The sequence below is a fragment of the Actinomadura sp. 3N407 genome (genome assembly GCF_052245875.1).
Lineage (GTDB): Bacteria > Actinomycetota > Actinomycetes > Streptosporangiales > Streptosporangiaceae > Spirillospora.
In genome coordinates this window covers 304,329-325,183 of record NZ_JBQQBP010000009.1, presented here as the reverse complement: position 1 = coordinate 325,183, position 20,855 = coordinate 304,329, and the positions used below count along the sequence as shown (strand labels likewise).

19 protein-coding genes are annotated in these 20,855 nt (G+C 70.3%); 9 read left to right on the top strand and 10 right to left on the bottom strand.

Annotation, left to right across the window (positions count from 1 at the left end):
• Positions 1-32: 32 nt before the first annotated feature.
• Positions 33-404, top strand: coding sequence for a hypothetical protein (locus tag ACTWPP_RS24325; RefSeq protein WP_443106644.1), 372 nt, complete (start codon positions 33-35; stop codon positions 402-404).
• A gap of 56 nt (positions 405-460) precedes the next feature.
• Here the strand turns inward: ACTWPP_RS24325 and ACTWPP_RS24320 are convergent, their stop codons facing one another.
• Together ACTWPP_RS24320 and ACTWPP_RS24315 are read right to left on the bottom strand one after the other, a co-directional pair.
• A complete protein-coding gene (locus tag ACTWPP_RS24320) occupies positions 461-1,099 on the bottom strand; it encodes a LamG domain-containing protein (RefSeq protein ID WP_443106643.1) in 639 nt (212 codons plus the stop codon).
• A gap of 192 nt (positions 1,100-1,291) precedes the next feature.
• Entirely contained in the window at positions 1,292-1,768 is a 477-nt protein-coding gene (locus tag ACTWPP_RS24315) for a sterol carrier family protein (RefSeq protein ID WP_443106642.1), read from the bottom strand.
• A 159-nt stretch (positions 1,769-1,927) separates the two neighbouring features.
• Here ACTWPP_RS24315 and ACTWPP_RS24310 point away from each other — a divergent pair, with 159 nt between their 5' ends.
• Both ACTWPP_RS24310 and ACTWPP_RS24305 read left to right on the top strand, forming a co-directional pair.
• Positions 1,928-3,787, top strand: a complete 1,860-nt coding sequence (locus ACTWPP_RS24310; RefSeq protein WP_443106641.1) for a serine/threonine protein kinase — start codon at positions 1,928-1,930, stop codon at positions 3,785-3,787.
• A gap of 368 nt (positions 3,788-4,155) precedes the next feature.
• On the top strand, positions 4,156-5,115 hold the full coding sequence (locus ACTWPP_RS24305; RefSeq protein WP_443106640.1) for a coiled-coil domain-containing protein: 960 nt from the start codon (positions 4,156-4,158) through the stop codon (positions 5,113-5,115).
• A gap of 577 nt (positions 5,116-5,692) precedes the next feature.
• On the opposite strand, the gene purL is transcribed toward ACTWPP_RS24305, so the two are convergent.
• The 4 genes from purL to purS all read right to left on the bottom strand — a co-directional run bounded on the left by purL (position 5,693) and on the right by purS (position 10,835).
• Positions 5,693-9,127: a phosphoribosylformylglycinamidine synthase subunit PurL gene (gene purL / locus ACTWPP_RS24300; protein ID WP_443106639.1), complete on the bottom strand. Its 3,435-nt coding sequence runs from the start codon at positions 9,125-9,127 to the stop codon at positions 5,693-5,695.
• The gene (gene purQ, locus ACTWPP_RS24295) at positions 9,124-9,804 is read right to left on the bottom strand and encodes a phosphoribosylformylglycinamidine synthase subunit PurQ (RefSeq protein ID WP_443106638.1); all 681 of its coding nucleotides are present in this window, start codon (positions 9,802-9,804) and stop codon (positions 9,124-9,126) included. The genes purL and purQ overlap by 4 nt, the downstream gene beginning before the upstream one ends.
• A gap of 100 nt (positions 9,805-9,904) precedes the next feature.
• Entirely contained in the window at positions 9,905-10,345 is a 441-nt protein-coding gene (locus ACTWPP_RS24290; RefSeq protein ID WP_443106637.1) for an ATP-binding protein, read from the bottom strand.
• Between the two features lie 247 nt (positions 10,346-10,592).
• Positions 10,593-10,835, bottom strand: a complete 243-nt coding sequence (gene purS / locus ACTWPP_RS24285) for a phosphoribosylformylglycinamidine synthase subunit PurS (RefSeq protein ID WP_443106636.1) — start codon at positions 10,833-10,835, stop codon at positions 10,593-10,595.
• Between the two features lie 95 nt (positions 10,836-10,930).
• Between purS and ACTWPP_RS24280 the strand changes: the two genes are divergently transcribed.
• The 4 genes from ACTWPP_RS24280 to ACTWPP_RS24265 all read left to right on the top strand — a co-directional run bounded on the left by ACTWPP_RS24280 (position 10,931) and on the right by ACTWPP_RS24265 (position 16,287).
• Entirely contained in the window at positions 10,931-12,550 is a 1,620-nt protein-coding gene (locus ACTWPP_RS24280; RefSeq protein WP_443106635.1) for a hypothetical protein, read from the top strand.
• A gap of 230 nt (positions 12,551-12,780) precedes the next feature.
• Positions 12,781-13,911, top strand: a complete 1,131-nt coding sequence (pdhA, locus tag ACTWPP_RS24275) for a pyruvate dehydrogenase (acetyl-transferring) E1 component subunit alpha (protein ID WP_443106634.1) — start codon at positions 12,781-12,783, stop codon at positions 13,909-13,911.
• Entirely contained in the window at positions 13,908-14,885 is a 978-nt protein-coding gene (locus ACTWPP_RS24270) for an alpha-ketoacid dehydrogenase subunit beta (RefSeq protein ID WP_443106633.1), read from the top strand. Before pdhA ends, ACTWPP_RS24270 begins: the two co-directional genes overlap by 4 nt.
• 4 nt (positions 14,886-14,889) lie before the next feature.
• Complete coding sequence (locus ACTWPP_RS24265; RefSeq protein ID WP_443106632.1) at positions 14,890-16,287, top strand: dihydrolipoamide acetyltransferase family protein; 1,398 nt, start codon at positions 14,890-14,892, stop codon at positions 16,285-16,287.
• A 72-nt stretch (positions 16,288-16,359) separates the two neighbouring features.
• Here the strand turns inward: ACTWPP_RS24265 and ACTWPP_RS24260 are convergent, their stop codons facing one another.
• The 3 genes from ACTWPP_RS24260 to ACTWPP_RS24250 all read right to left on the bottom strand — a co-directional run bounded on the left by ACTWPP_RS24260 (position 16,360) and on the right by ACTWPP_RS24250 (position 18,386).
• Positions 16,360-16,611, bottom strand: coding sequence for a DUF6458 family protein (locus ACTWPP_RS24260; protein WP_443106631.1), 252 nt, complete (start codon positions 16,609-16,611; stop codon positions 16,360-16,362).
• Positions 16,612-16,695: 84 nt separating this feature from the next.
• Positions 16,696-16,932 carry a hypothetical protein gene (locus ACTWPP_RS24255; RefSeq protein ID WP_443106630.1) on the bottom strand — a complete coding sequence of 79 codons (237 nt, stop codon included), beginning with the start codon at positions 16,930-16,932 and terminating at the stop codon, positions 16,696-16,698.
• A gap of 17 nt (positions 16,933-16,949) precedes the next feature.
• Positions 16,950-18,386 (bottom strand): OmpA family protein, encoded by a 1,437-nt coding sequence (locus ACTWPP_RS24250; protein WP_443106629.1) that lies wholly within the window; start codon positions 18,384-18,386, stop codon positions 16,950-16,952.
• A gap of 394 nt (positions 18,387-18,780) precedes the next feature.
• Here ACTWPP_RS24250 and ACTWPP_RS24245 point away from each other — a divergent pair, with 394 nt between their 5' ends.
• Together ACTWPP_RS24245 and ACTWPP_RS24240 are read left to right on the top strand one after the other, a co-directional pair.
• Positions 18,781-19,692, top strand: a complete 912-nt coding sequence (locus ACTWPP_RS24245; protein WP_443106628.1) for an ADP-ribosylglycohydrolase family protein — start codon at positions 18,781-18,783, stop codon at positions 19,690-19,692.
• A gap of 74 nt (positions 19,693-19,766) precedes the next feature.
• Positions 19,767-20,462: a hypothetical protein gene (locus ACTWPP_RS24240; protein WP_443106627.1), complete on the top strand. Its 696-nt coding sequence runs from the start codon at positions 19,767-19,769 to the stop codon at positions 20,460-20,462.
• A 177-nt stretch (positions 20,463-20,639) separates the two neighbouring features.
• Here the strand turns inward: ACTWPP_RS24240 and ACTWPP_RS24235 are convergent, their stop codons facing one another.
• On the bottom strand, positions 20,640-20,843 hold the full coding sequence (locus tag ACTWPP_RS24235) for a DUF397 domain-containing protein (protein WP_443106626.1): 204 nt from the start codon (positions 20,841-20,843) through the stop codon (positions 20,640-20,642).
• Positions 20,844-20,855 lie beyond the last annotated feature (12 nt).

Sequence of the window (20,855 nt, the reverse complement as noted above, 5' to 3'; positions counted from 1 at the left end):
GGGAGTCTGGTGACCGACACGTGGAGGAACGCATGACGCTGCCCGGGTACCAGACGTATGCGCCGCCCTCGCCGCCGAAGCGGAGCACCCTGGCGAGGGCCTCCCAGGTGCTCGGAATCGCCGGCCTGGTGGGCCTTGTGCTCTGTCTGGCGGGGATGATCCCGGCACTTGCCGGGCTGGTCCTGGGGGCGGTGTCCCTCGTGCGGCGCGACGCCGACCGGCGGCCCGCCGTCGTGGGCGTCGTCTGCTCGGCCCTCGCCCTCATCATCGGCGCCGGGATGCTTTTCTGGCTGCTGAGCAAGGCGGCCGAGTGCGGGGACGAGTCGCGGTACCCGGACGACTCGTCGCGGCGGGGCTGCGTCGAACGCGAGTTCCCCTTCGCCAAGGCCGGCACCACTCCCTAGGAGCCCTGCGCCGCTCTTCAAGGGCCCTGCCCACTGCTCGGGCTCTGCGCCAGTCTCTAAGGGCTCTGGTAGTCGGCGAGGGAGCGGACGGCCTCCTCGTCGAGCGCGGAGGCGTAGACGCGAAAATCGTCCATGAGCCCGCCGAATCCAGGCTTGGTGGGTTCGCTACCCAGGTAGATGGATCCGGCCGGTGTGACGACGGCGTGTTCCAGAGGGACGGTGACGTCCAGCCTGCCGTTGACGTATAGGGACATCCCGCCGGTGTCCACGACGAACGCGATGTGCGCCCACTCACCCACGGTCAGCCTGGCGCGGCTGTCGGCGTAGTCCGGCCCCTTGACGGTGAAGAGCTGGACCCGCAGCCGCATCGCGTCCGGGTACAACCACAGCCCGAGGCCCCGCGCGTCGTTCTCGGCGACCGGCTTGTAGACGAGACTGCGCCATTCTCCGGTCGGTTCCTCCGTGACTTGGACGAAGAACGTCACGCTGAACCCGAACACCTGGCTCAGGACGAGCTGAGGTGTGGCGGGAATCACGGCCCGGCCGCTCCCGTCGAGCGCCAGCGCCTCCCCGTCCCTGCCCGGGACGATCTCGGCGGTCTCGTTCAGCTCGGCGGCGGGTGCGGCACCGGCCGCGTCAGCCACCCGGCGGCCGTCCACGGTGTGGACGTCGAACGTCCAGTGTGCGATCAGCACGGGTTCACCTCCAGCATGGCGACGCATGCGAACCGGCCCTGCTCGCCACGGGTGCGCATGCCACGCCGCCTTCCAGGCCGTGCCCCGAACGGACGGTGGTGACCACGCTGGCAGCGCCCGGCGTTCTGGGCAAGACCCGAACTGGACGATCGGCCAGTAGCCCGGCTCAGCCGGGCTCCCGGACACTACTCGTCAGCAGGGTTCCGAACTCTCCTGGTCGACGGGCAGGCCGATGGGCAGTGGAAGATGACCGGACAGATCCGCGCGCGGGCCGCTGGCGCGGACCCGTCCGTCCGCGACGGCGTCGGCCCAGGCCAACCGGCCTGTGGCCAAGGCGACCCAGGCGGTGGCGTCCATCTCCACCACATTCGGTGGTGTACCCCGGGTATGGTGCGGGCCGTCGATGCACTGAACGGCGGCGTAAGGAGGGACGCGAACCTCCACAGAACGGCCGGGCGCCAGCTCGGCGAGCCGGTCGAGCAGGAACCGCACCGCTCCTTTGACGACCGGCCGGGACGGTTCGGCGTTCCCTGTCTCGATGCAGGCGAGGACGGTGTCCAGGGCCGCGCGACGAAGCGCGGCCGGTTCGTCCGCGCCGGTGTACGCCGGCAGGCCGAGCGCGGTGCGCTGCTCGTTCAGGACAGCGAGGGAAAGCGGTTGTCGCGGCATCGCCACCGACGTTACCGGGTCGTGGCCCACGGCCATTAGCCCTGCGGTGGCACCCGCGACACCGCGCAGACGGTAAAAAGGACCCGCCAGGCATGGGGGTGTGAAGGGAAGCGGGGAGACCAGGGACACGGTCCCCCCGAGGACACGGAGGTTCGTCAGATGCCCGAGGCGCTGCCCCTGCAGCCGGGTGACCCGCGAAGACTCGGCTCGTACGAGATCACGGGACGGCTCGGCGTCGGCGAGCAGGGCGCCGTCTTCGTCGGCAGGGACCCTGCGGGCGACCAGGTCGCCGTGAAGCTCCTTCATGTGCGGCTGAGCGGCGAGCCCGTCGCCAGGACGCGGTTCGCCGGCGCGTTCACCGCCGCGCGGAGGGTGTCCGGCTTCTGCACGGCGGCGATCCTGGACGCCGATGTGGAGGGCGACCGTCCCTTCGTGGTGAGCGAATGGGTGGACGGGCCGTCCCTCCAGCAGCTCGTCGACGAGGAGGGAGTGCGCGGCGGCGCGGTCGTCGAGCGTCTGGCGGTCGGTATGGCGATCGCCGTCGCGGCCGTCCACCGGGCGGGTGCCCTTCATCACAATCTGAAGCCGGGGAACGTCCTCCTGGGACGGGACGGCCCGAGGCTGAGCGACTTCGGTATCGCCCGCGCCCTGGAGGCGGTGAACGTGGTCTTCTCCGGGCACATCACCGAGGATCCCTCCTACAAGGCCCCGGAGCAGCTCAGCGGCAGGGGCATCGGGCCCGCCGCGGACGTGTTCGCCTGGGCGTCGACGATCCTGTTCGCCGCGACGGGCCGGGAGCCCTTCGGATCCGGTTCGCCGTCCGAGGTGATGCAGCGGATCGTCTACGACGAGGTCGACCTGACCGGGGTCCCCGACTCGCTGAGCGAAGTGATGGCGGACGCCTTCGTCAAGGACCCCGCCGACCGTCCGACGGCCAGGGAACTCCTCCAGCGGCTCCTGGACGGGACGAGCCCGCTGGCCGGCCGCATGCCGTCCTCGATGGTCGAGGAGGGCCGCGCTCTCGCCTCGGGTTCGGCCGCGCAGCCGCCCGAGCCCCGGGCCGTGCCACCGCCGCCGATGCCCCCCACGGGCGCGCAGCCGGGCCCCATGGCCTCCGACCCCGGCGTGGCGCCCCCGTTCACACCCGGTATGCCGGGCCCCGGCCCGAACGCTCCTGCCGGGCCTCCGCCGGGCGTCCCGTCGTCTCCCGCCGCGGAAACCGCTCCGTCGCCGTCTCTGCCCTTGCTGGGCAAGCTCGCGCGCGCACGCAGGCCGGAGCCCGAACCCGCGCCGCCCGCCGCCGACCTCGACCCGGCCGCCTTCGAAGAGACCACGACCTTCAACGCGTTCGAGCCGCGGCGCCCCGACCGGACGGAGCAGACCGCGAGGTTCGACGCGGTCGGCCCCGACCCGACCGCCACGTTCGACGCGATCGACCTGGAGCACCCGAACACCACGGAACCGTCCCCGCTCATCCCCGGCCTGGGAGATGGCCGCGACGGCGGCGGACGGGGTTCCTCGCCGCTGGCGTCCCTCGCCAAGATGCGGCGCCCCAGCAACCACGTGCTCGGGGTGGCGCTCTCTCTGTTCATAGGGGTCGGCGTGGGGATCGCCATCATCGCGCTGGTCCTGTGGCCCCAGCTCAAGGCCGACGAAGGGCCACCGCCCGACAGCGCGAACGCGTCGAACAACCGTCCGGTGACGACGATCCCGTCATCGTTCGGGGGGACGTGGACGGGGACGCTGGTCAACACCAACCGCAACGTGTCGTTCCCGGTGGAGGTCACGTTCGAGGTGGGCGGCACGACCGGACAGGCGATCTACCCGAGGGAGAAGTGCACCGGCACTCTCAGGCTGACGAGGGGAACGGAAAGCGCGCTGAAGATGTCCCTGGCCATCGGGAAGCCGTGCACGTCCGGGGTCGTTCAGATCACCCGGCAGCCGGACGGGACGCTGCAGTACACCTGGACCAGGCCCGGGACGAACCTCGCCTACGGAGGCAAGCTGAGCCGCAGCTGACCGGCGGAAACATCGGATCAGCACCCTAAATCCGATTAGGTCCGCTATGGTTTCCCGCGATCGAGATACCGATCATGTGGTCGGGTCGGCGGCCTGACCACACGGAAGACGGCGACGTGCCAGCAAGTGCAGACAATGAACCGACGACGACTCCACCCCGTACTCTGGAGTGCTCACGGCAGCAGGCGAACCGGCTTGTCCACAACGCCGAGCCGTAAGCCGTGTCCCGTAAGATGGCTCGGCTTCCGGCAACGGAACCGGCATCTCGCGCTTCGCGCCGTCTCACCCGCCTCAGGGGTTTAGCCTTGGCGAGGCGCAGACGGTTCTTTAATGTTCATTGACCTACGGCCGTGACGAGAGGAGAACACGTGGAGACCCCCGCCTCCACACGCAGGCGTAGTGGACGGCGTGCCGCCGTGGCTCTCGTGGTGTTCGCCACCGCGCTGCCTCTGCTCGGTACCGCCACACCGTCCGCCGGCGCCGCGGCACCCGCGTCCGTCCCGTACGACCCGGGCGACAGCGCCAAGTTCCGCAAGCTGAACCGGCAGATCGACCAGCTCGAGAAGGAGTACGGCGGCGACCTGGCCAAGCTCAAGGACGCCCAGTACGCCGCGAAGAAGGCGCACGACAAGTCGAAGGTCCTGGAGAAGGACCTCGTCGAGGCCCGCGGCGTCGTCGCCCAGCTCGCCGCGACCCAGTACATGATGAACGGCGAGGACCCCACGGTCACGTTCCTGGCCGCCGCGGACCCGAGCGAACTCCTCAGCAACGCCAGCCTGGTAAGCCACATCGCGCAGAACAAGGCCGCGAAGGTCGAGCAGATCCAGAAGCTCGTCAACGACCAGGTCAAGGCCCGCAAGAAGGCCGAAGAGAAGATGACGCAGCTCAAGGCGGAGATCAAGGATCTGAAGAGCCGCCAGGCCAAGATCAAGGCCCTGGTCAAGAGGTACAAGCCCGAGTCGCCGAGCATCGGCATGGGCGGCGTCACCCCCCGCATGCTCAAGGTCAAGAACACCATCGACCTGGAGTTCGGCCCGTTCCCCACCATCGGCTGCGTCCGCAGCACCGGCGACCCCCAGGACCACGGCACCGGCCACGCCTGCGACTTCATGGTGACGACCGGCGGCGTGATGGCCAGCGGCAGCGCGAGAGCCCAGGGCGACCAGGCCGCCCAGTACGCCATCTCCCACGCGAGCGCCCTGGGCATCAAGTACGTGATCTGGCGGCAGCGCATCTACGACATGCGCAGCCCCGGCTGGCGCATGATGTCGAACCGAGGCGGCAACACCGCAAACCACTACGACCACGTCCACATCTCGGTCTTCTAGCCGCATCCTGCTGACCAGGGCCGCAGCTCACGAAACCTCCCGAGAGGGCACATCCAGGGCACTCGTGCCCGGAATCGTTCCCCCAGGTGTCATCGATCGCCTTGCGTATCCGTTCCCGGCTGGACGGCATGAGATGGGTGTAGGTGCGGAGCGTGAAACAACGGCCGCGCCGGGCCGCGCGTCGTGCCACCGTCGCCCCGTCCGCCAGCCGCCGGCGGTCACGGGTCGCGCCGCCACCCGTCCTCAGGTTGTACGCGGCCGAGGTCCTCATTGCCTCCGGCGAGGGCCTCTGACTCTGGGAAGCCCTGACCGTACCCGTGACGGTCGCCGAGGGTTGATGGAGAAAGCCTGGTCCTCCCGGCAGGGTGGTTACTGCGGGAACCCTGCAAAGCCTGAACCCGGCGCGGCACACTCGCGGAACGGATGGCCCCGGTTGTGCAGGTGGGGCCGTCCGTTCGCAGGTCAGGGGGTAACCGGCGACCCCGAGCACCATGAGGGTCCCGTGCCACCAGGCATGTCGTGTCCCAGCATGAAGGGCGCCCCGCGTTGTGCTGGGCGCCCTTCGGTTGGACGGTCGTCAGTCGGCGTAGCTGGGGAGGGTGCGTTCGTGGGACTCGCGGAGTTCGTACAGCGGGATGCTGAACAGCTCCTGCTGGTCGCCCTCGGGGCCGCGGCCCGTCACGCTCAGGGAGTCGCCGCCCGCCACGCCGATCTGCGTGACGGGGACGCCCGCCGACTCGCACAGGGCCGCCAGGCGCGCCTCGGCGCCCGGCCGGACGGCGACCATGGCGCGGGCCACCGACTCGCTGAACAGTGACACGAACGGGTCGCCCGGCAGCGTGATCCGGGCACCGAGGCCGCCGCGCAGGCACGACTCCACCAGCGTCTGGGACAGGCCGCCGTCCGACAGGTCGTGGACGACGGTCACCAGCCCGTCGCGGACGGCGCTGACCAGCACGGACGCCAGTGCCGCCTCGGCCTTCAGGTCCACCAGCGGAGGCAGGCCGCCCAGGTGGCCGTAGACCACGTGGGCCCATTCCGAGCCGCCGAACTCCTCGCGGGTCTCCCCCAGCAGCGCGATCGTGGCGCCGTCGGTGGTGAGCGACATGTTCACGCGGCGGCGCACGTCGTCGTGGACGCCGAGGACGCCGATGACCGGGGTCGGGTTGATCGGCGTGGCGCCGGTCTGGTTGTAGAAGCTCACGTTGCCGCCCGTCACGGGGACGCCGAGGTACTGGCAGCCGTCCGCCAGGCCCTCGACCGCGCGGGCGAACTGCCACATGACGCCCGGATCCTCCGGGGAGCCGAAGTTGAGGCAGTTCGTGACGGCCAGCGGCCGCGCACCAGTGGCGGCGACGTTGCGGTACGCCTCCGACAGTGCGAGCTGCGCGCCCGCGTACGGGTCCAGACGGGTGTAACGGCCGTTCCCGTCGAGCGACAGGGCGATGCCCAGCCCGGACTCGTCGTCGATGCGCACCACGCCCGCGTTCTCCGGCATGGCCATGACGGTGTTGCCGAGGACGTAGCGGTCGTACTGGGAGGTCACCCACGTCTTGCCGGCGAGGTTCGGTGACCCGGCCAGCCACAGGACGGTACGGCGCAGTTCCTCGCCGTTGGACGGGCGGGTGAGGCGTCCCGGCGTGTCGGACTGCAGCGCCCCGAGGTCGTGCGGGGGCTGCAGCGGACGTTCGTACACCGGGCCCTCGTCGGCGGCGGTGACCGGGGGGAGGTCGACGATCGTCTCGCCCCGCCATGTCATGACCAGCCGGCGCGTGTCGGTGACCGTCCCGATGACGGTCGCCGGGATCTCCCAGCGGCCGCAGATCTCCATGAAGCGGTCGACCTTGTCGGGCGCCACCACCGCCATCATGCGCTCCTGCGACTCGCTCATGAGGATCTCCTCAGGGCTGAGCGTCTCGTCGCGGAGCGGGACGGCGTCGAGGTCGACGTGCATGCCGCCGGTGCCGGCGGCGGCCAGCTCCGTCGTCGCGCAGGACACGCCGGCGGCGCCGAGGTCCTGGATGCCGACCACGAGGTCCTCGTTGAACAGCTCCAGGCAGCACTCGATGAGCAGCTTCTCCATGAACGGGTCGCCCACCTGGACGGACGGCCGCTTCTGGTGCGACTCCTCGTCGAACGTCGCCGAGGCGAGGACGGACGCGCCGCCGATGCCGTCCGGCCCCGTCAGGGCGCCGAACAGGATCACCTTGTTGCCGGGGCCGGGGGCGACGGCGCGCTTGATGTCCTCGTGCTTCAGCACGCCGACGCACAGCGCGTTCACGAGCGGGTTCTGCTCGTAGCAGGCGTCGAAGACGGTCTCGCCGCCGATGTTGGGCAGGCCGAGCGAGTTGGCGTAGCCGCCCACGCCGGCCACCACGCCGGGCAGGACGCGCTGGGTGTCGGGGGCGTCGGCCGGGCCGAACCGGAGTGAGTCCATGACGGCGATCGGGCGGGCGCCCATCGACATGATGTCGCGGACGATGCCGCCGACACCGGTCGCGGCGCCCTGGTACGGCTCGACGTAGGACGGGTGGTTGTGCGACTCCACCTTGAAGGTGACCGCCCAGCCCTGGCCGACGTCCACGACACCGGCGTTCTCGCCCATGCCGACGAGCAGCTTGTCGGTCTTCGGGGCCTTCTCACCGAACTGGCGCAGGTGCACCTTGGAGCTCTTGTACGAGCAGTGCTCGCTCCACATCACCGAGTAGATCGCCAGCTCGGCCGAGGTGGGACGGCGGCCGAGGATGTCGCGGACGCGCCGGTACTCCTCGTCGTTCATCCCCAGTTCGGCGTACGGCTGCGGACGCTCGGGGGACGCGGCGGCGATCGCCACCGTGTCCGTACCGGGATAGACCGGGACGGGCGTCTCGATGGCGGGCTGCAGGCCCGTCGCGAGGCGCAGCGCGGGCTGGGGCCCGGTGCCCGGGCCGACGGCCGGTTGCGGCCCGGTTCGGGGGCCGACGGCGGGCTGCGGGCCGGTGCCGCGTCGCTCGCCGGGGGCGGGCGGCTGCGCGCCCGTGTTGAGGCCGATCATGGGCTGCGGCCCCGTCCCGGGGCCGACGGCGGGCAGGGGGCCCGTTCCCGGGCCGCCGATCGCAGGCTGCGGGCCCGTCCCGGGAGCGACCCTGGGCTGCGGGCCGGTGCCGGGGCCTACAGCGGGTTGCGGGCCGGTCGCGGGGCCCACGGCGGGTTGCGGACCGGTAGCGGGGCCTACAGCGGGCTGGGGGCCCGTTCCGGGGCGCACGGGCTGCTGTGGGCCGGTGTTCGGGCCGGGCGGAGGCTGTGAACCGGCGCCCGGCGTCGGCTGGGGCCCATGCCCGACCGCAGGCTGCGGGCCCGTACCGGGGCCCACCGCCGGCTGCGGGCCCGTTCCGGGGCCCACTGCAGGCTGGGGGCCTGTGCCCGGGCCGGGCGGAAACGAAGGGCCGAAGGGCGGCTGAGCGTCCACCGCAGGCTGCGGACCCGTACCCGAACCCACCGCAGGCTGCGGACCCGTACCCGAACCCACCGCAGGCTGCGGACCCGTACCCGAACCCACCGCAGGCTGCGGACCCGTACCGGGGCCTACCGCCGGCAGGGGGCCAGTGCCGGGGTTCGACGGCGGGGGCGGGGCGGTGTAGCCGTTCAGGTCGGGCGTGGTGAGCGTCGGGTCCGCCAGGGTGGACGCGGGGTCGCCGGCGGCGCGCTCCTCGGCCAGGGCGCGGGCGAACTCCTGGTCCGGCCCTTCGAAGGCCTCGACTTCCAGCGGTGCGCCCGGCTGAGCCGTCCTGAGCATGGCCCGGACGGTCGGGTCGACCTGGATGACCGGCTGCGGCTGGGCGGCCGATTCGGGCCCGGCGGCGGGCTTGGCCTTGTCGAGCATGGCCTCGAAGGCCTGCGTGACCGACGGGTCGACCGGCTGGAGCTCGGGGTCGTCGGCGTCGGACTTGAGCTCGCCGAGCCACTCCATCGAAGGCTCGTCCGAGGATTCCCGGGTGGCGCGCCCGGAGGCGTGTGGCGGTTGCTCGCTCATGCGTTGACCAGTCTCTTGACGATCGATGTGAAGAAGCCGAGCCCGTCGGTGGACGGGCCGGTCAGTGACTCCACGGCGTGCTCGGGGTGCGGCATGAGCCCGACCACGTTGCCGGCCTCGTTGCAGATCCCGGCGATGTCATCGAGGGAGCCGTTGGGATTCAGGTCGAGGTAGCGGGCGACGATCCGGCCGGTGTCGGCCAGTTCGATCAGCGTCTCCCGGTCGGCGGTGTACCGGCCGTCCCGGTTCTTGATCGGGATCACCAGTTCCTGGCCCTCCCGGTACTCGGTGGTCCAGGCGGTGTCGGCGTTCTCCACCAGCAGCCGCTGGTCACGGCAGACGAAGTGCAGGCCGGCGTTCGGCAGCAGCGCGCCCGGCAGCAGGTGCGACTCGCACAGCACCTGGAAGCCGTTGCAGATGCCGAGAACCGGCAGGCCCGCCTCGGCGGCGGCCACCAGTTCCGTCATCAGCGGCGCGAACCGGGCGATCGCCCCGGCACGCAGATAGTCCCCGTACGAGAACCCGCCGGGCAGGACGACGGCGTCGACCCCCCGCAGGTCGTGGTCGCCGTGCCAGAGGGCGACCGGCTCCGCGCCGGCCAGCCGCACGGCACGTGCGGCGTCCTTGTCGTCGAGAGAACCGGGGAAGGTGATGACCCCGACCCGGGCAGCATCCATCTCTTCTGTTCCTCCGAAATGTGGGGCGGCCGGGACGGGCGGTATCTCCTCCGCCGATCACCCCGCTGCGCGTCGTTTTCCCCCGCGCGCGCCTACCAATCTACCCGGCGCTGTGCATGAGTTTGCGGTCGAGGCGCCGGACGAGTGCCTCGTCCCGCCAGCTCAGCCGCTTCCGCAGGTGAACGATGGTGCCCCTGTCGGGCGAGGTGTCGATGTCCAGGTCGTCCACCAGTGCCCGCATGATCTTAATCCCGCGGCCGGACTCGCTCAAAACCCCCCGGTCCTCGGGGGCCGGGCGGGGCCCGCGGCCCCGGTCCATGATTTTGAGCACACAGACGGCCTCGTCCACGTGGCCTGTGACCTGGTACTCACCGGATGCGCGGGCGTGCTGGACGACGTTCGTGCACGCCTCGGAGGTGGCGACCAGCACGTCGTCGACGCAGTCCTCGGAAACGCCCAGCCCCCGGAGCGCGTCCCCGACCACCCGCCGGATCACCGGGATGCTGAGCGCCTCGCGCGGGAGCGAGAGCGAGAACCTCATATCCACCCGGACACCTCGTCCATGCCCCGGGCTTCCTGGCCGTTCCCCCGGTCCCCGGAGCGTGCTCGACGACTCGACGCAGCTAACACTTCCCCGGCGGAATCTTCCGTAATCGCTATACTCACGGGTCGTTCCGGGAAATCTCGTTCGGCGTCGTCAAAGGCTCAAGGCCCGTGGAATGCGCGCCACGACACGGGAACGCGCCAACTCCATCCAGCACCAGAACGGCATTCCATGCCATTCCCGGCTAGAGAACGCGGACCTCGTAGTTCTCGATTACGGGGTTGGCCAGCAGCGTCTCGGCGATCTTGCCGACCTGCTCCAGGGCGGCCTCGTCGGCCTCCCCCTCGATCTCCACCTCGAACCGTTTGCCCTGCCGGACGGCCACCACCCCGTCGTAGCCCATCTGCGGCAGCTTTCGGGCGATCGCCTGCCCTTGCGGGTCGAGGATCTCCGGCTTGAGCATGACGTCGACGACGACACGCGCCACGACCGCCCCCCTCACTGGTCTGCGCTTTTCCTTACGATCCTGAAGCGTACGGCACCATTGTCCATCACGGACCACCCGCACCCCCGGAGCCGCCGATGAACATCGAGGACCTCACTCCCGCGGAACGCCGCCTTTGGGAGGCCTTCCCGAAGGGCGAATCCATCGACCTGTCGTCCGGCGACCCCGCGTACGACGACATCGGGCAGGCCGACCGCTGGGGTCGCGAGCGGACGGTCCGCGCCGAGGTCCTCGTCGCGCTCCTCGTCGGCGCGGTGGAGCGCCGGCCGGGGCAGGTCGCCGCCGTCCGGCTCGCCGGCGCCCGCATCACCGGCTCGCTGAACCTCGGGCACGCGGAGGTCGGCGTCCCGCTGGCGCTCACGGCGTGCTCGTTCGACGAGGCGCCGCACCTGTACTGGGCGAGCATGAACAGCGTCCACCTGATGCGCTGCCGCCTGCCCGGCCTCATCGCGTCCGGTACCCGCGTCGACGGGCATCTGTGGCTGGAGGGCAGCCGCATCTCCGGGGGCCTGTGGCTGGACGGCGCGAACATCACCGGCATCCTCAACATGTCGGGCGTGCAGCTGACCAACCCGGGCGGGGACGCGCTGCTCGCCGACCGCCTCACCGTCGAGGCGAACGTCTACTGCGACCAGGGCTTCGCGGCCAACGGGGAGGTCCGGCTGCCCGGTGCCCGCGTCGGCGGCCAGCTGATCTTCCGGGGTGCGCGGCTGCACAACCCGACCGGCGCCGCCCTGTACGCCAGCCGCCTGGACGTGGCCGCGAACGTGTTCTGCGACGGCGGGTTCACCGCGGAGGGCGAGATCCGGCTCCGCGGCGCCCGCGTCGGCGGCTACCTGTCCTTCGTGGGCGCGCGGCTGTCGGCCCCTCAGCGCACCGCCCTGAACGCCGACGACCTGGGCGTGGAGACCGACGTCTACTGCTCGGACGGCTTCAGCGCCGTGGGCACCGTCAGCTTCGCCGGCGCCCGCATCACCGGCCAGCTCAGCCTGCGCGACGCCCATCTGCGGAACGAGGAGGGGACGGCGCTCAGCGTGCAGCGCATCCAGGCCGAGGAACTCCTCCTGCGCACCGCCGAGCCGATCAAGGGCACCGCCGACCTGTCCTACGCCCGCGTCAACCTGCTGCGCGACGACGCCGCGTCCTGGCCGGAGCGCCTCCAGCTGGACGGGCTGCAGTACGAGACGCTCGAACCGCCCCTCACGGCACGCGAGCGTCTCGACTGGCTGCACCGCGACACCGACGGCTACGCCCCGCAGCCCTACGAGCGCCTCGCCCAGACCTACCGGACCCTCGGCCTGGACTCCGACGGGCGTTCGGTCCTGCTCGCCAAGGCCCGGGACCGCCGCAAGACCCAGGGCGTCCCCCGCAAGATCGTCGGCTGGCTGCAGGACGGGCTGGTCGGCTACGGCTACCGCCCGTTCCGTGCGGCGAGCTGGCTGATCGGCCTCCTCGCCTTCGGGACGATCGTCTTCTCCCTCCACAAGCCCGCCATCCTGAACAGCGACGACCACCCCCATTTCAACGCGTTCTTCTACACGCTCGACCTGATCCTGCCCATCGGCACCCTCGGCCAGGAATCGGTGTTCGCCCCCGAAGGCATCTATCAGTGGATCGCCAACTTCATCGTCGCCGCAGGCCTGCTCCTCGGGCTGACGGTCGCCGCCGGAGCCACCCGGGCCCTCTCCCGCGAATGATCGGGTTCCGGCCGCCCCGTCGCGGAACGCGGAACGCGGTGGCGTGTATCACGTTTGGGTCAGGGGATGTGGCTTGGGGTAGGGACCTCGGTGGCGGACTTGCATCGCAAGGTGTGATGTCTGCCACGATGGCATAAGCGGCTTTTGTCCCTTACCGGGGCCCGAGGCCGTTGACATCGGCCGGATGCGCGGCGATCCCGCGCGGCGGCCCCGAACGAGGAGTGTCATCGATGACGATCGACTCCGTGCGCGGCGCCCCCGACACCCCCGACCTCGCCGGGCCAGAGCTCGTCCAGCTGCTCACCCCCGAGGGCGAGCGGGTCGAGCATCCCGACTACCCCCTGGACCTCAGCGCCGAGGAAGTACGCGATCTGTACCGCGATCTCGTGATCGTGCGCCGGATCGACCTGGAGGCCGTGGCGCTCACCCGGCAGGGCGAGCTCGGCATCTGGGCGTCGCTGCTGGGGCAGGAGGCGGCGCAGATCGGGTCAGGACGAGCGCTGTCCGAGCACGACATGGTCTTCCCGACGTACCGGGAGCACGGCGTGGCGTGGTGCCGGGAGGTGGAGCCGCTGAAGCTGCTCGGCCTGTTCCGGGGCGTCAGCCACGGCGGGTGGGATCCCGCCGAGCATGGTTTCCACCTCTACACCATCGTGATCGGCAGCCAGACGCTGCACGCGACCGGGTACGCGATGGGCATCCAGCGGGACGGCGTGCTGGGCACGTCGTCGGCGGGCGCGACGATCGCGTACTTCGGGGACGGGGCGACATCGCAGGGCGACGTGAACGAGTCGTTCGTTTTCGCCTCGGTGTTCAACGCACCCGTCGTGTTCTTCTGCCAGAACAACCAGTGGGCGATCTCGGAACCGCTTGAACGGCAGTCCAGGATCCCGCTCTACAAGAGGGCACAGGGATACGGGTTCCCGGGCATGCGGGTGGACGGCAACGACGTCTTCGCCTGCCTGGCCGTGACCAGGAAGGCCCTGGAGAACGCCAGGACGGGACAGGGCCCGACCCTCATCGAGGCGTACACGTACCGGATGGGCGCCCACACGACGACGGACGACCCCACGCGCTACCGGCTCAAGGCCGAAGAAGAGGCGTGGAAGCTCAAGGACCCGATCGAGCGCGTCAAGGCGTACCTGGTCCGGGGCGACCTGGCGGACGCGGGGTTCTTCGAGAAGGTCGACGACGAGGCCAAGCAGATGGCCAGGGAACTGCGGGAGGCGTGCCTGGCCCTGCCGGACCCGGAGCCCCTGTCGATGTTCGACCACGTGTACGCGGACCGGCATCCGATGATGACCGAGGAGCAGGAGCAGTTCGCCGCCTACCTGGCCTCGTTCGAGGAGGAGGCGAAGTGACCACCCTGACCCTCGGCAAAGCGATGAACGAGGGCCTGCGCAAGGCCATGGAGGACGACCCGAAGGTCCTCATGATGGGCGAGGACGTCGGCAAGCTCGGCGGGGTCTTCCGGATCACCGACGGGCTGCAGAAGGACTTCGGCGAGGAGCGGGTCATCGACACGCCGCTCGCCGAGTCGGGCATCGTCGGGACGGCGATCGGGCTGGCGCTGCGGGGCTACCGGCCCGTGTGCGAGATCCAGTTCGACGGGTTCGTGTTCCCGGCGGCCGACCAGATCATCACGCAGCTCGCGAAGATGCGGATGCGGTCGCTCGGCACGCTGTCGCTGCCCGTCGTCATCAGGATCCCGTGCGGCGGCGGCATCGGGGCGGTGGAGCACCACTCGGAGTCGCCCGAGGCGTACTTCACGCACACGGCCGGCCTGCGCGTGGTGGCCTGCTCGAACCCCGTGGACGCGTACTCGATGATCCAGCAGTCCATCGCGTCCCCCGACCCGGTGATCTTCTTCGAGCCGAAGCGGCGGTACTGGGAGAAGGCCGAGGTCGACACCGAGTCGACGGACTGGACGCCGCTGCACCGGGCGCAGGTCGTCCAGCCGGGCGAGCATGTGACCGTGCTGGCCTACGGGCCGTCGGTGAAGACGTGCCTGGAGGCGGCCGCCGCGGCCGCCGAGGAGGGACGGACGCTGGAGGTCATCGACCTGCGGTCGCTCAACCCGCTCGACATCGACACCGTCGTGGAGTCGGTCGACCGGACGGGACGCTGCGTCGTCGTCCACGAGGCGCCGGTGTTCAACGGGTTCGGCGCCGAACTGGCCGCGCGGATCACCGAGAAGTGCTTCTACCGGCTGGAGTCGCCGGTGCTGCGGGTCGGCGGGTTCTCCACGCCGTACCCGCCGTCCCGCATCGAGGACCACTACCTGCCCGACCTCGATCGCATCCTGGACGCGGTCGACCGGACCTTTGCGTGGTGACGCGGTGAGCCAGCCGAAGATCTTCAAGCTGCCGGACGTGGGCGAGGGCCTGACCGAGGCCGAGATCGTCAAGTGGCACGTCCAGCCCGGTGACACGGTCGAGATCAACCAGACCATCGTCGAGATCGAGACCGCGAAGGCGATCGTGGAGCTGCCCTGCCCGTTCGAGGGCGTGGTGACCGAACTGCTGGTCACCGAGGGCGAGACCGTCGACGTCGGCAAGCCGATCATCTCCGTGGACGCCGACGGTGAGGGCGGTGTGGCCACGCCGGTGTCCGAGCCCCCCGCGCAGGCGGCGGCGATCAAGGAGGAGGGCGTGCCGCGCGTCGAGGAGCCGGGCATGGTGTCCCCGGAGGAGCCTCCGAAGCGCCAGCCCGTCCTCGTCGGGTACGGGGTCAAGGAGGGCACGACCAAGCGCCGTCCGCGCAAGGAGACCAACGGGACGCCGCCCCCGGCGCCGCCCGCCCCCGCGCCGCCCGCCGCCCCCGCGCCGCGGCAGGCCCCGCCCCCTGGTCCACAGCCTGTGGACAACGGACTGCCGCTGGCCAAGCCGCCCGTCCGGAAGATGGCCAAGGACCTCGGCGTCGACCTCGCCACCGTCACCGGGTCGGGCCCGCAGGGGTCGATCACGCGCGACGACGTCCTCGCCGCCCAGTCCGCGACGCAGGCGCCGCAGGTGCCCGCCCAGGCGGGGCCGCGGGAGGAGCGGATGCCGGTCAAGGGCGTCCGCAAGGCGACGGCCGCCGCGATGTCCGGTTCGGCGTTCACCGCACCCCACGTCACCGAGTTCCTGCAGGTGGACGTGACACAGACGATGGACACCGTCAAGCGGCTCCGCGAACTGCCCGAGTTCGCCGACGTGAAGGTGTCGCCGCTGCTGCTGGTGGCGCGGGCGCTGCTCACGGCCGTGGCGCGGAACCCCGAGGTGAACTCCACGTGGGTGGACGGGCCGTCCGGCGCGGAGATCGTCGTCAAGCGGTACGTGAACCTCGGGATCGCGGCGGCCACCGACCGGGGCCTGATCGTCCCGAAGGTGAAGGAGGCGCAGGACCTCGACCTGCCCGGCCTGGCCCGCGCGATCAACGCCCTGACGGAGAAGGCGCGGGCGGGCAAGGCGTCCCCGGCCGACCTGTCCGACGGAACGATCACGATCACGAACGTGGGCGTGTTCGGGGTGGACACCGGGACCCCGATCCTCACGCCCGGTGAGGCCGCGATCCTCGCGTTCGGCCAGATCCGGGACATGCCGTGGGTGCACGAGGGCGAGCTGGCGATCAGGAAGGTCACCACGCTATCGCTGTCGTTCGACCACCGGATCGTGGACGGCGAACTGGGGTCGCGGGTGCTCCGTGACGTCGGCGACATGCTGGAGGACCCGATCCGCATGCTCGCCTGGACGTAGCTCAAAGAGCGACGGTCTCGTGGGGCCGGTGCCGTGCAGACGGCATCGGCCTCACGTGTCCTTCCTGGACGTTCAGGGGGCGGGCGGGTTGTTCTCTCCGTCGTAGGTCCGCTCGTCCCGCCTCTGCTGGAACCGCGGGCCGCGCGGCTGTGCACCGGTACGCGACATCATCAGCAGCTGGAGCGCGAACGACACGCCGCCGACGATGATCAGAATCACGCCGATGACGTGAATGTCCACCGGGTCCGTCATCGCGTCCGGGCTGATCGCGAACTTGAGGATCAGTCCGAGCGTGATCGTGAAAACACTGACGCCGACACCCATGCGATGACCTCCGCCAGACGATCCGTAGCCGTGCTCTTTAACTATCCGTTCGGATCGCCGGTCACACGTCGAACGGGCGGCAGGTCACCGGGACAGGCCGTCCCCGCCCGGGACGGGGTCGTCCCCGTCACCGGCCCGGCGGGCGTTCCAGGACGTGATCAGGCCGGCGAGCAGGCCCAGCGCGCCCCCGGCGATGAGGATCACGCCGAAGATATGCAGCATCCACGCGTCGGAGTTGGTCTCGGCGTCGACCGTGAACGTGAGGAGCGACCCGAACAGGAGGCAGAAGAGGGCGAGGAGAATGCTGGGAGCGGCACGCATGTGGTGGATCTCCTGCACTACGAGACTGGGACCTTGCCGACCTTTCCGAAAGGGCCACCGTCAAAGACGACGGACGTGATGTCGCCCGGTGGCGCTGGTACATAGACGAAGCCGCGGACCGGCTGGTTCACCCCTGTCCGGAAAACGGCGCGTCCCGGGTCGACGTAGGCGCCGGCGGAACCCGGCGTCCCGGGGCCGATCCGGACGGCGCGGTAGACGGTCTTGTCCCCCGGGACCTGGATGGAGAACGAGGTGAACACGCCTCCCGGGTAGTCCTTGTGCCCGTAGGAGGCGTCGGGCGGGGTCGTGCCGGGCCCTTCGTTCACGATGTCGAACACGGCGACGATGTAGGCGCCGTCCCGGTAGAACGGTTTGACGTCCAGGCGCCGTTTCGCCTCACCGAAGCGGCCGTAGCGGCTGGCGACCTTTTCGCCGTCGCCCTGGCGGAATCCGGCGGGCTCGGCAACGGTGCCACGGCCCGGGCTCACGGACGGGCTCGCTGAGCCCGGCGACGACTGCTTCACCTGGTAGGAGATTTCGACGCGGCGGTTGCGGGCACGTGCCTTGGCGTCGTCGGCACCGCCCTCCTTGGCGACCGGCTCCGCCTCGCCCTTCCCGCTCGCCGTGTAGGTGAAGCCGTCCCCCAGCCGGGCCTTCATCTCCTTCAGCACGGCCTCGGCGCGTTCCTTGGACAGCTTCAGGTTGTCGTCGTCGCCGCCTTTGCTATCGGTGTGCCCCTCGAACGTCAGCGGGCGCATGGCCTTCGCCTTGATCTCCTCCGCGGCCTCGTCCAGGACGGTCTTGGCCCGTCCGGACAGTTCGGCGGAGCCGGTGGCGAACAGCACGTCGGTGTGCAGGTTGACCGTCACCCGCGAGCCGCTGGACGCGACGTCCTTGATCTCGCCCTCGGTGATGTCGTACAGGTCGGCGGGGTTGCCGCGCCGCCGGGCCGCGGACGCGGCGGACGCGTCGCCGGCGCCGGTCACGGGAACGCCGGTGAACTCCCCGGCCGTCCCCGGCGTGATCACGGTGACCTTCTCGACGTCCTGCGCGACGGCCGGGTACTCGGCGGCCATCTCGCGGGTGGCGCCGGGCGCGAAGCCGTCTCCGCTCGTGGACCCGGTGGGCGTGTAGAGCAGGCGCCCGACCGGGTCGAGCAGAGTGATGGCGAACGTGACTGACTTCGTGGACGAGTCCAGAGACGTCACGCTGTAGCGCAGAACCGACTTGGTGCCCTGCCGCTCGACACCCTTGATCTCGACACGGGCGTGCAGCCCGTCCGCCCCACCGAACCAGCCCTCCTTGGCGAACGCACCCCCGGCATTCGCGGGCCGGGCGGCCCCGCCGGCCGCCGCCGTCGGCGGATCGACCGTCTCCGCCCCACCACCGCCACCGCAGCCGGTAAGGAGCAGCAACCCCGAAAGCGAGACGGCGAGGGGCAGGGCACGGCGCATCGATCATCCGTCGGGGGGAGAGACGGGCGGGGGACGGGGGCCAGAGTAGTCACCGCCGACGCACCCCGCCATATGCCCAGCAAAGGGCACCGGCGGTGCGTTGATCCGTCAGCGGACCCCGCCTGCGCGTCGGGTGCATCCGTTGGCAGCACAAGGGAATGCAGATCACCGGCGACTCCGCCGAGGTCCTCGCCCGGGACGCGGTCTGCCTGCTGGACGTCCCCACCCCAGCAGGCCTGACACCCCGCCAGATCGGAGCGCCACCCAGTGCAACCCTCCAACCGATCCCCTCGGTGAAGACAGCCGGGACGGAGCGAATCTGAAGATCTTGATTCCGTATAGGCTGCCGCGAACGCGGCATCCACCGCGCCCCACGCCAGCCGGGACCCTTGCCATGAACGACGACCATCGCGGCCTCGCGCCAACTCCTGAACGCGCAGCCGCGCTCATGCACGCCTCCCTGGCGGGCTTGTCGGTCGGTGACGCGTTCGGTGACCAGTTCTTCCTGCATGCCAACCGGCATCTCACCGCCGCGGACCTCCCTTCACCGCCGTGGGAGTGGAGCGACGACACCGAGATGGCCTGCTCAGTCGTCGCTTGCCTGCGCCGACACGGACGCATCGACCAGGACGTTCTTGCCGCCTCCTTCGCCGCACGCATGGACACCGGCCGCCGCTACGGCGCCGGGGCCCTGGAACTCCTCGAACGCATCCGTGACGGACACCCGTGGCGGGCCGCCTCGGTCGAGTCCTTCGGCGGCAATGGCTCCTTCGGCAACGGCGCCGCCATGCGTGTCACTCCCCTGGGCGCCTTCTACATCGGCGACCCAGCGCGCGCCGCCGCGGAGGCCACCCTCCAAGCCGAGATCACCCACGCCCATGCTGAAGGGATCGCGGGCGCGGTCGCTGTCGCCGTCGCCGCCTCCCTCGCCGCCACCGACACCGCCGAGAACCTGATCGAGGCAGCACTCGATCACGTCTCCGGAACCTACGTCCGACGAGGCCTGCAACGCGCCCGCAGCCTCAAGGAGGCGACACCCGAACAAGCGGCACAGGCCCTGGGCAACGGATCACGCATCACCGCCCAAGACACCGTGCCATTCGCGCTCTGGACAGCCACCCGTCACCTAGACGACTACCCGGTCGGCGTTCGGGCCTGTGTCGCGGCCGGCGGCGACATGGACACCACTGCCGCGATCGTCGGCGGCATCATCGCCGCCAACACCGGGATCGACGGCATCCCATCAGCGTGGCTTGACTCCCGCGAACCCCTCCCCGGATGGCTGGAGAACAGCCCCACAGCTTGACACCCCGGCTCAGATTCCACATACGCCGTGGCAGACGGTGTACTGGAAGTTCATCCGCTGTGGGGTGCCGTACGATGACCGACATGACGCGGACCGAGGTTCTGCGTGATCTGCTGGACAACGGCCGGGACTACGACACCCGGCGGCTGGAGGCGATCGCCGCCGAGCTCGGCCTGCCCGTGGCTGACGTGCTCGTGGTCGCGGGCCATCCGGTGCCGGGCCGCCTGCTGCCGCCGGACCGCGACAAGGACGTCATGCGCGCGTTCGCCTACCGCGTGACGTACTGCAACCACCCTCAACTGGCAGCCCTGCGCGAGTTCCTGCTCGCGATGCCGAATGAGGGCGCGGCACCCGAGCCTCGGCCGGCTCACGATCCGACGGACCCGGACCAGTTCCCGGCCGTTCTGCACGGTCTTATGCGTAACCGCGGCTTCGGGGTGCGGGAGTTCCCGTTCGTCGGTCTGTCGGTGAGCACTATCAGGGGCATGCTGGGCGGGAAATGGCACCGGCTCTCGCAACTGCAGGCGGTGGCCGGGCCGCTGAACTGGAGCACGGAGGATCTGGCCGCGCTCGCGGGCGAGCCGCTGCGACCGCTCGACTACGGTCGGATGTTCTGTCACCACGTCGGCGCGGTTTTCCTGGCCGCCGTCCCTCGCACAACCGAACAACTGGTGCGCGCCGCCCGTAAGGCGGACCGGTTGAGCGCACGCGAGGACCACGGTGCCTGGCAACCGGTCTCCGAAGGTATCAACGACTACCCGGACGCGTAGGCGTGCCCTTCTCAAACACGCGGTGAGCACCTCTGCAAAGCGCCGGAAGTCGCCGCGACTCACGTAGACCTTGAAACCATCCTGCTCCTTGTCCACCACTGCGGCTGCCGTACGCCACGACGCCACGTGCGAAATCTAGCTAAGACCCAGCTCGTCGTAAACACGGGTCCCAAAAGGTTACAAGCTCTTGAGAACGCTGGCGAAGTGCCGAAATTCCTCGCGACCGATGAGGAGCTTGGGGCCGTCGCGACCATTGCTATCACGGATAGCAATGGTCCTCTGAGTAGCCGCCAACTCGACGCAGGCATCACTTTGTTCACTATTGCGAGCTGACTTACGCCACCCTTCCGTGCTCGGATTCGTGTTGACCCTGCTCAGCACCAGCGTGGGAGG

Bases quoted from the DNA above. Each gene is read 5' to 3' on its own strand.
- purQ (WP_443106638.1), bottom strand. From the start codon at position 9,804: ATGGATGCTGCCCGGGTCGGGGTCATCACCTTCCCCGGTTCTCTCGAC.
- ACTWPP_RS24325 (WP_443106644.1), top strand. From the start codon at position 33: ATGACGCTGCCCGGGTACCAGACGTATGCGCCGCCCTCGCCGCCGAAG.
- ACTWPP_RS24310 (WP_443106641.1), top strand. From the start codon at position 1,928: ATGCCCGAGGCGCTGCCCCTGCAGCCGGGTGACCCGCGAAGACTCGGC.
- ACTWPP_RS24255 (WP_443106630.1), bottom strand. From the start codon at position 16,932: ATGCGTGCCGCTCCCAGCATTCTCCTCGCCCTCTTCTGCCTCCTGTTC.
- purL (WP_443106639.1), bottom strand. From the start codon at position 9,127: ATGAGCGAGCAACCGCCACACGCCTCCGGGCGCGCCACCCGGGAATCC.
- ACTWPP_RS24280 (WP_443106635.1), top strand. From the start codon at position 10,931: ATGAACATCGAGGACCTCACTCCCGCGGAACGCCGCCTTTGGGAGGCC.
- ACTWPP_RS24250 (WP_443106629.1), bottom strand. From the start codon at position 18,386: ATGCGCCGTGCCCTGCCCCTCGCCGTCTCGCTTTCGGGGTTGCTGCTC.
- ACTWPP_RS24245 (WP_443106628.1), top strand. From the start codon at position 18,781: ATGAACGACGACCATCGCGGCCTCGCGCCAACTCCTGAACGCGCAGCC.
- ACTWPP_RS24240 (WP_443106627.1), top strand. From the start codon at position 19,767: ATGACCGACATGACGCGGACCGAGGTTCTGCGTGATCTGCTGGACAAC.
- pdhA (WP_443106634.1), top strand. From the start codon at position 12,781: ATGACGATCGACTCCGTGCGCGGCGCCCCCGACACCCCCGACCTCGCC.
- ACTWPP_RS24290 (WP_443106637.1), bottom strand. From the start codon at position 10,345: ATGAGGTTCTCGCTCTCGCTCCCGCGCGAGGCGCTCAGCATCCCGGTG.
- ACTWPP_RS24315 (WP_443106642.1), bottom strand. From the start codon at position 1,768: ATGCCGCGACAACCGCTTTCCCTCGCTGTCCTGAACGAGCAGCGCACC.
- ACTWPP_RS24260 (WP_443106631.1), bottom strand. From the start codon at position 16,611: ATGGGTGTCGGCGTCAGTGTTTTCACGATCACGCTCGGACTGATCCTC.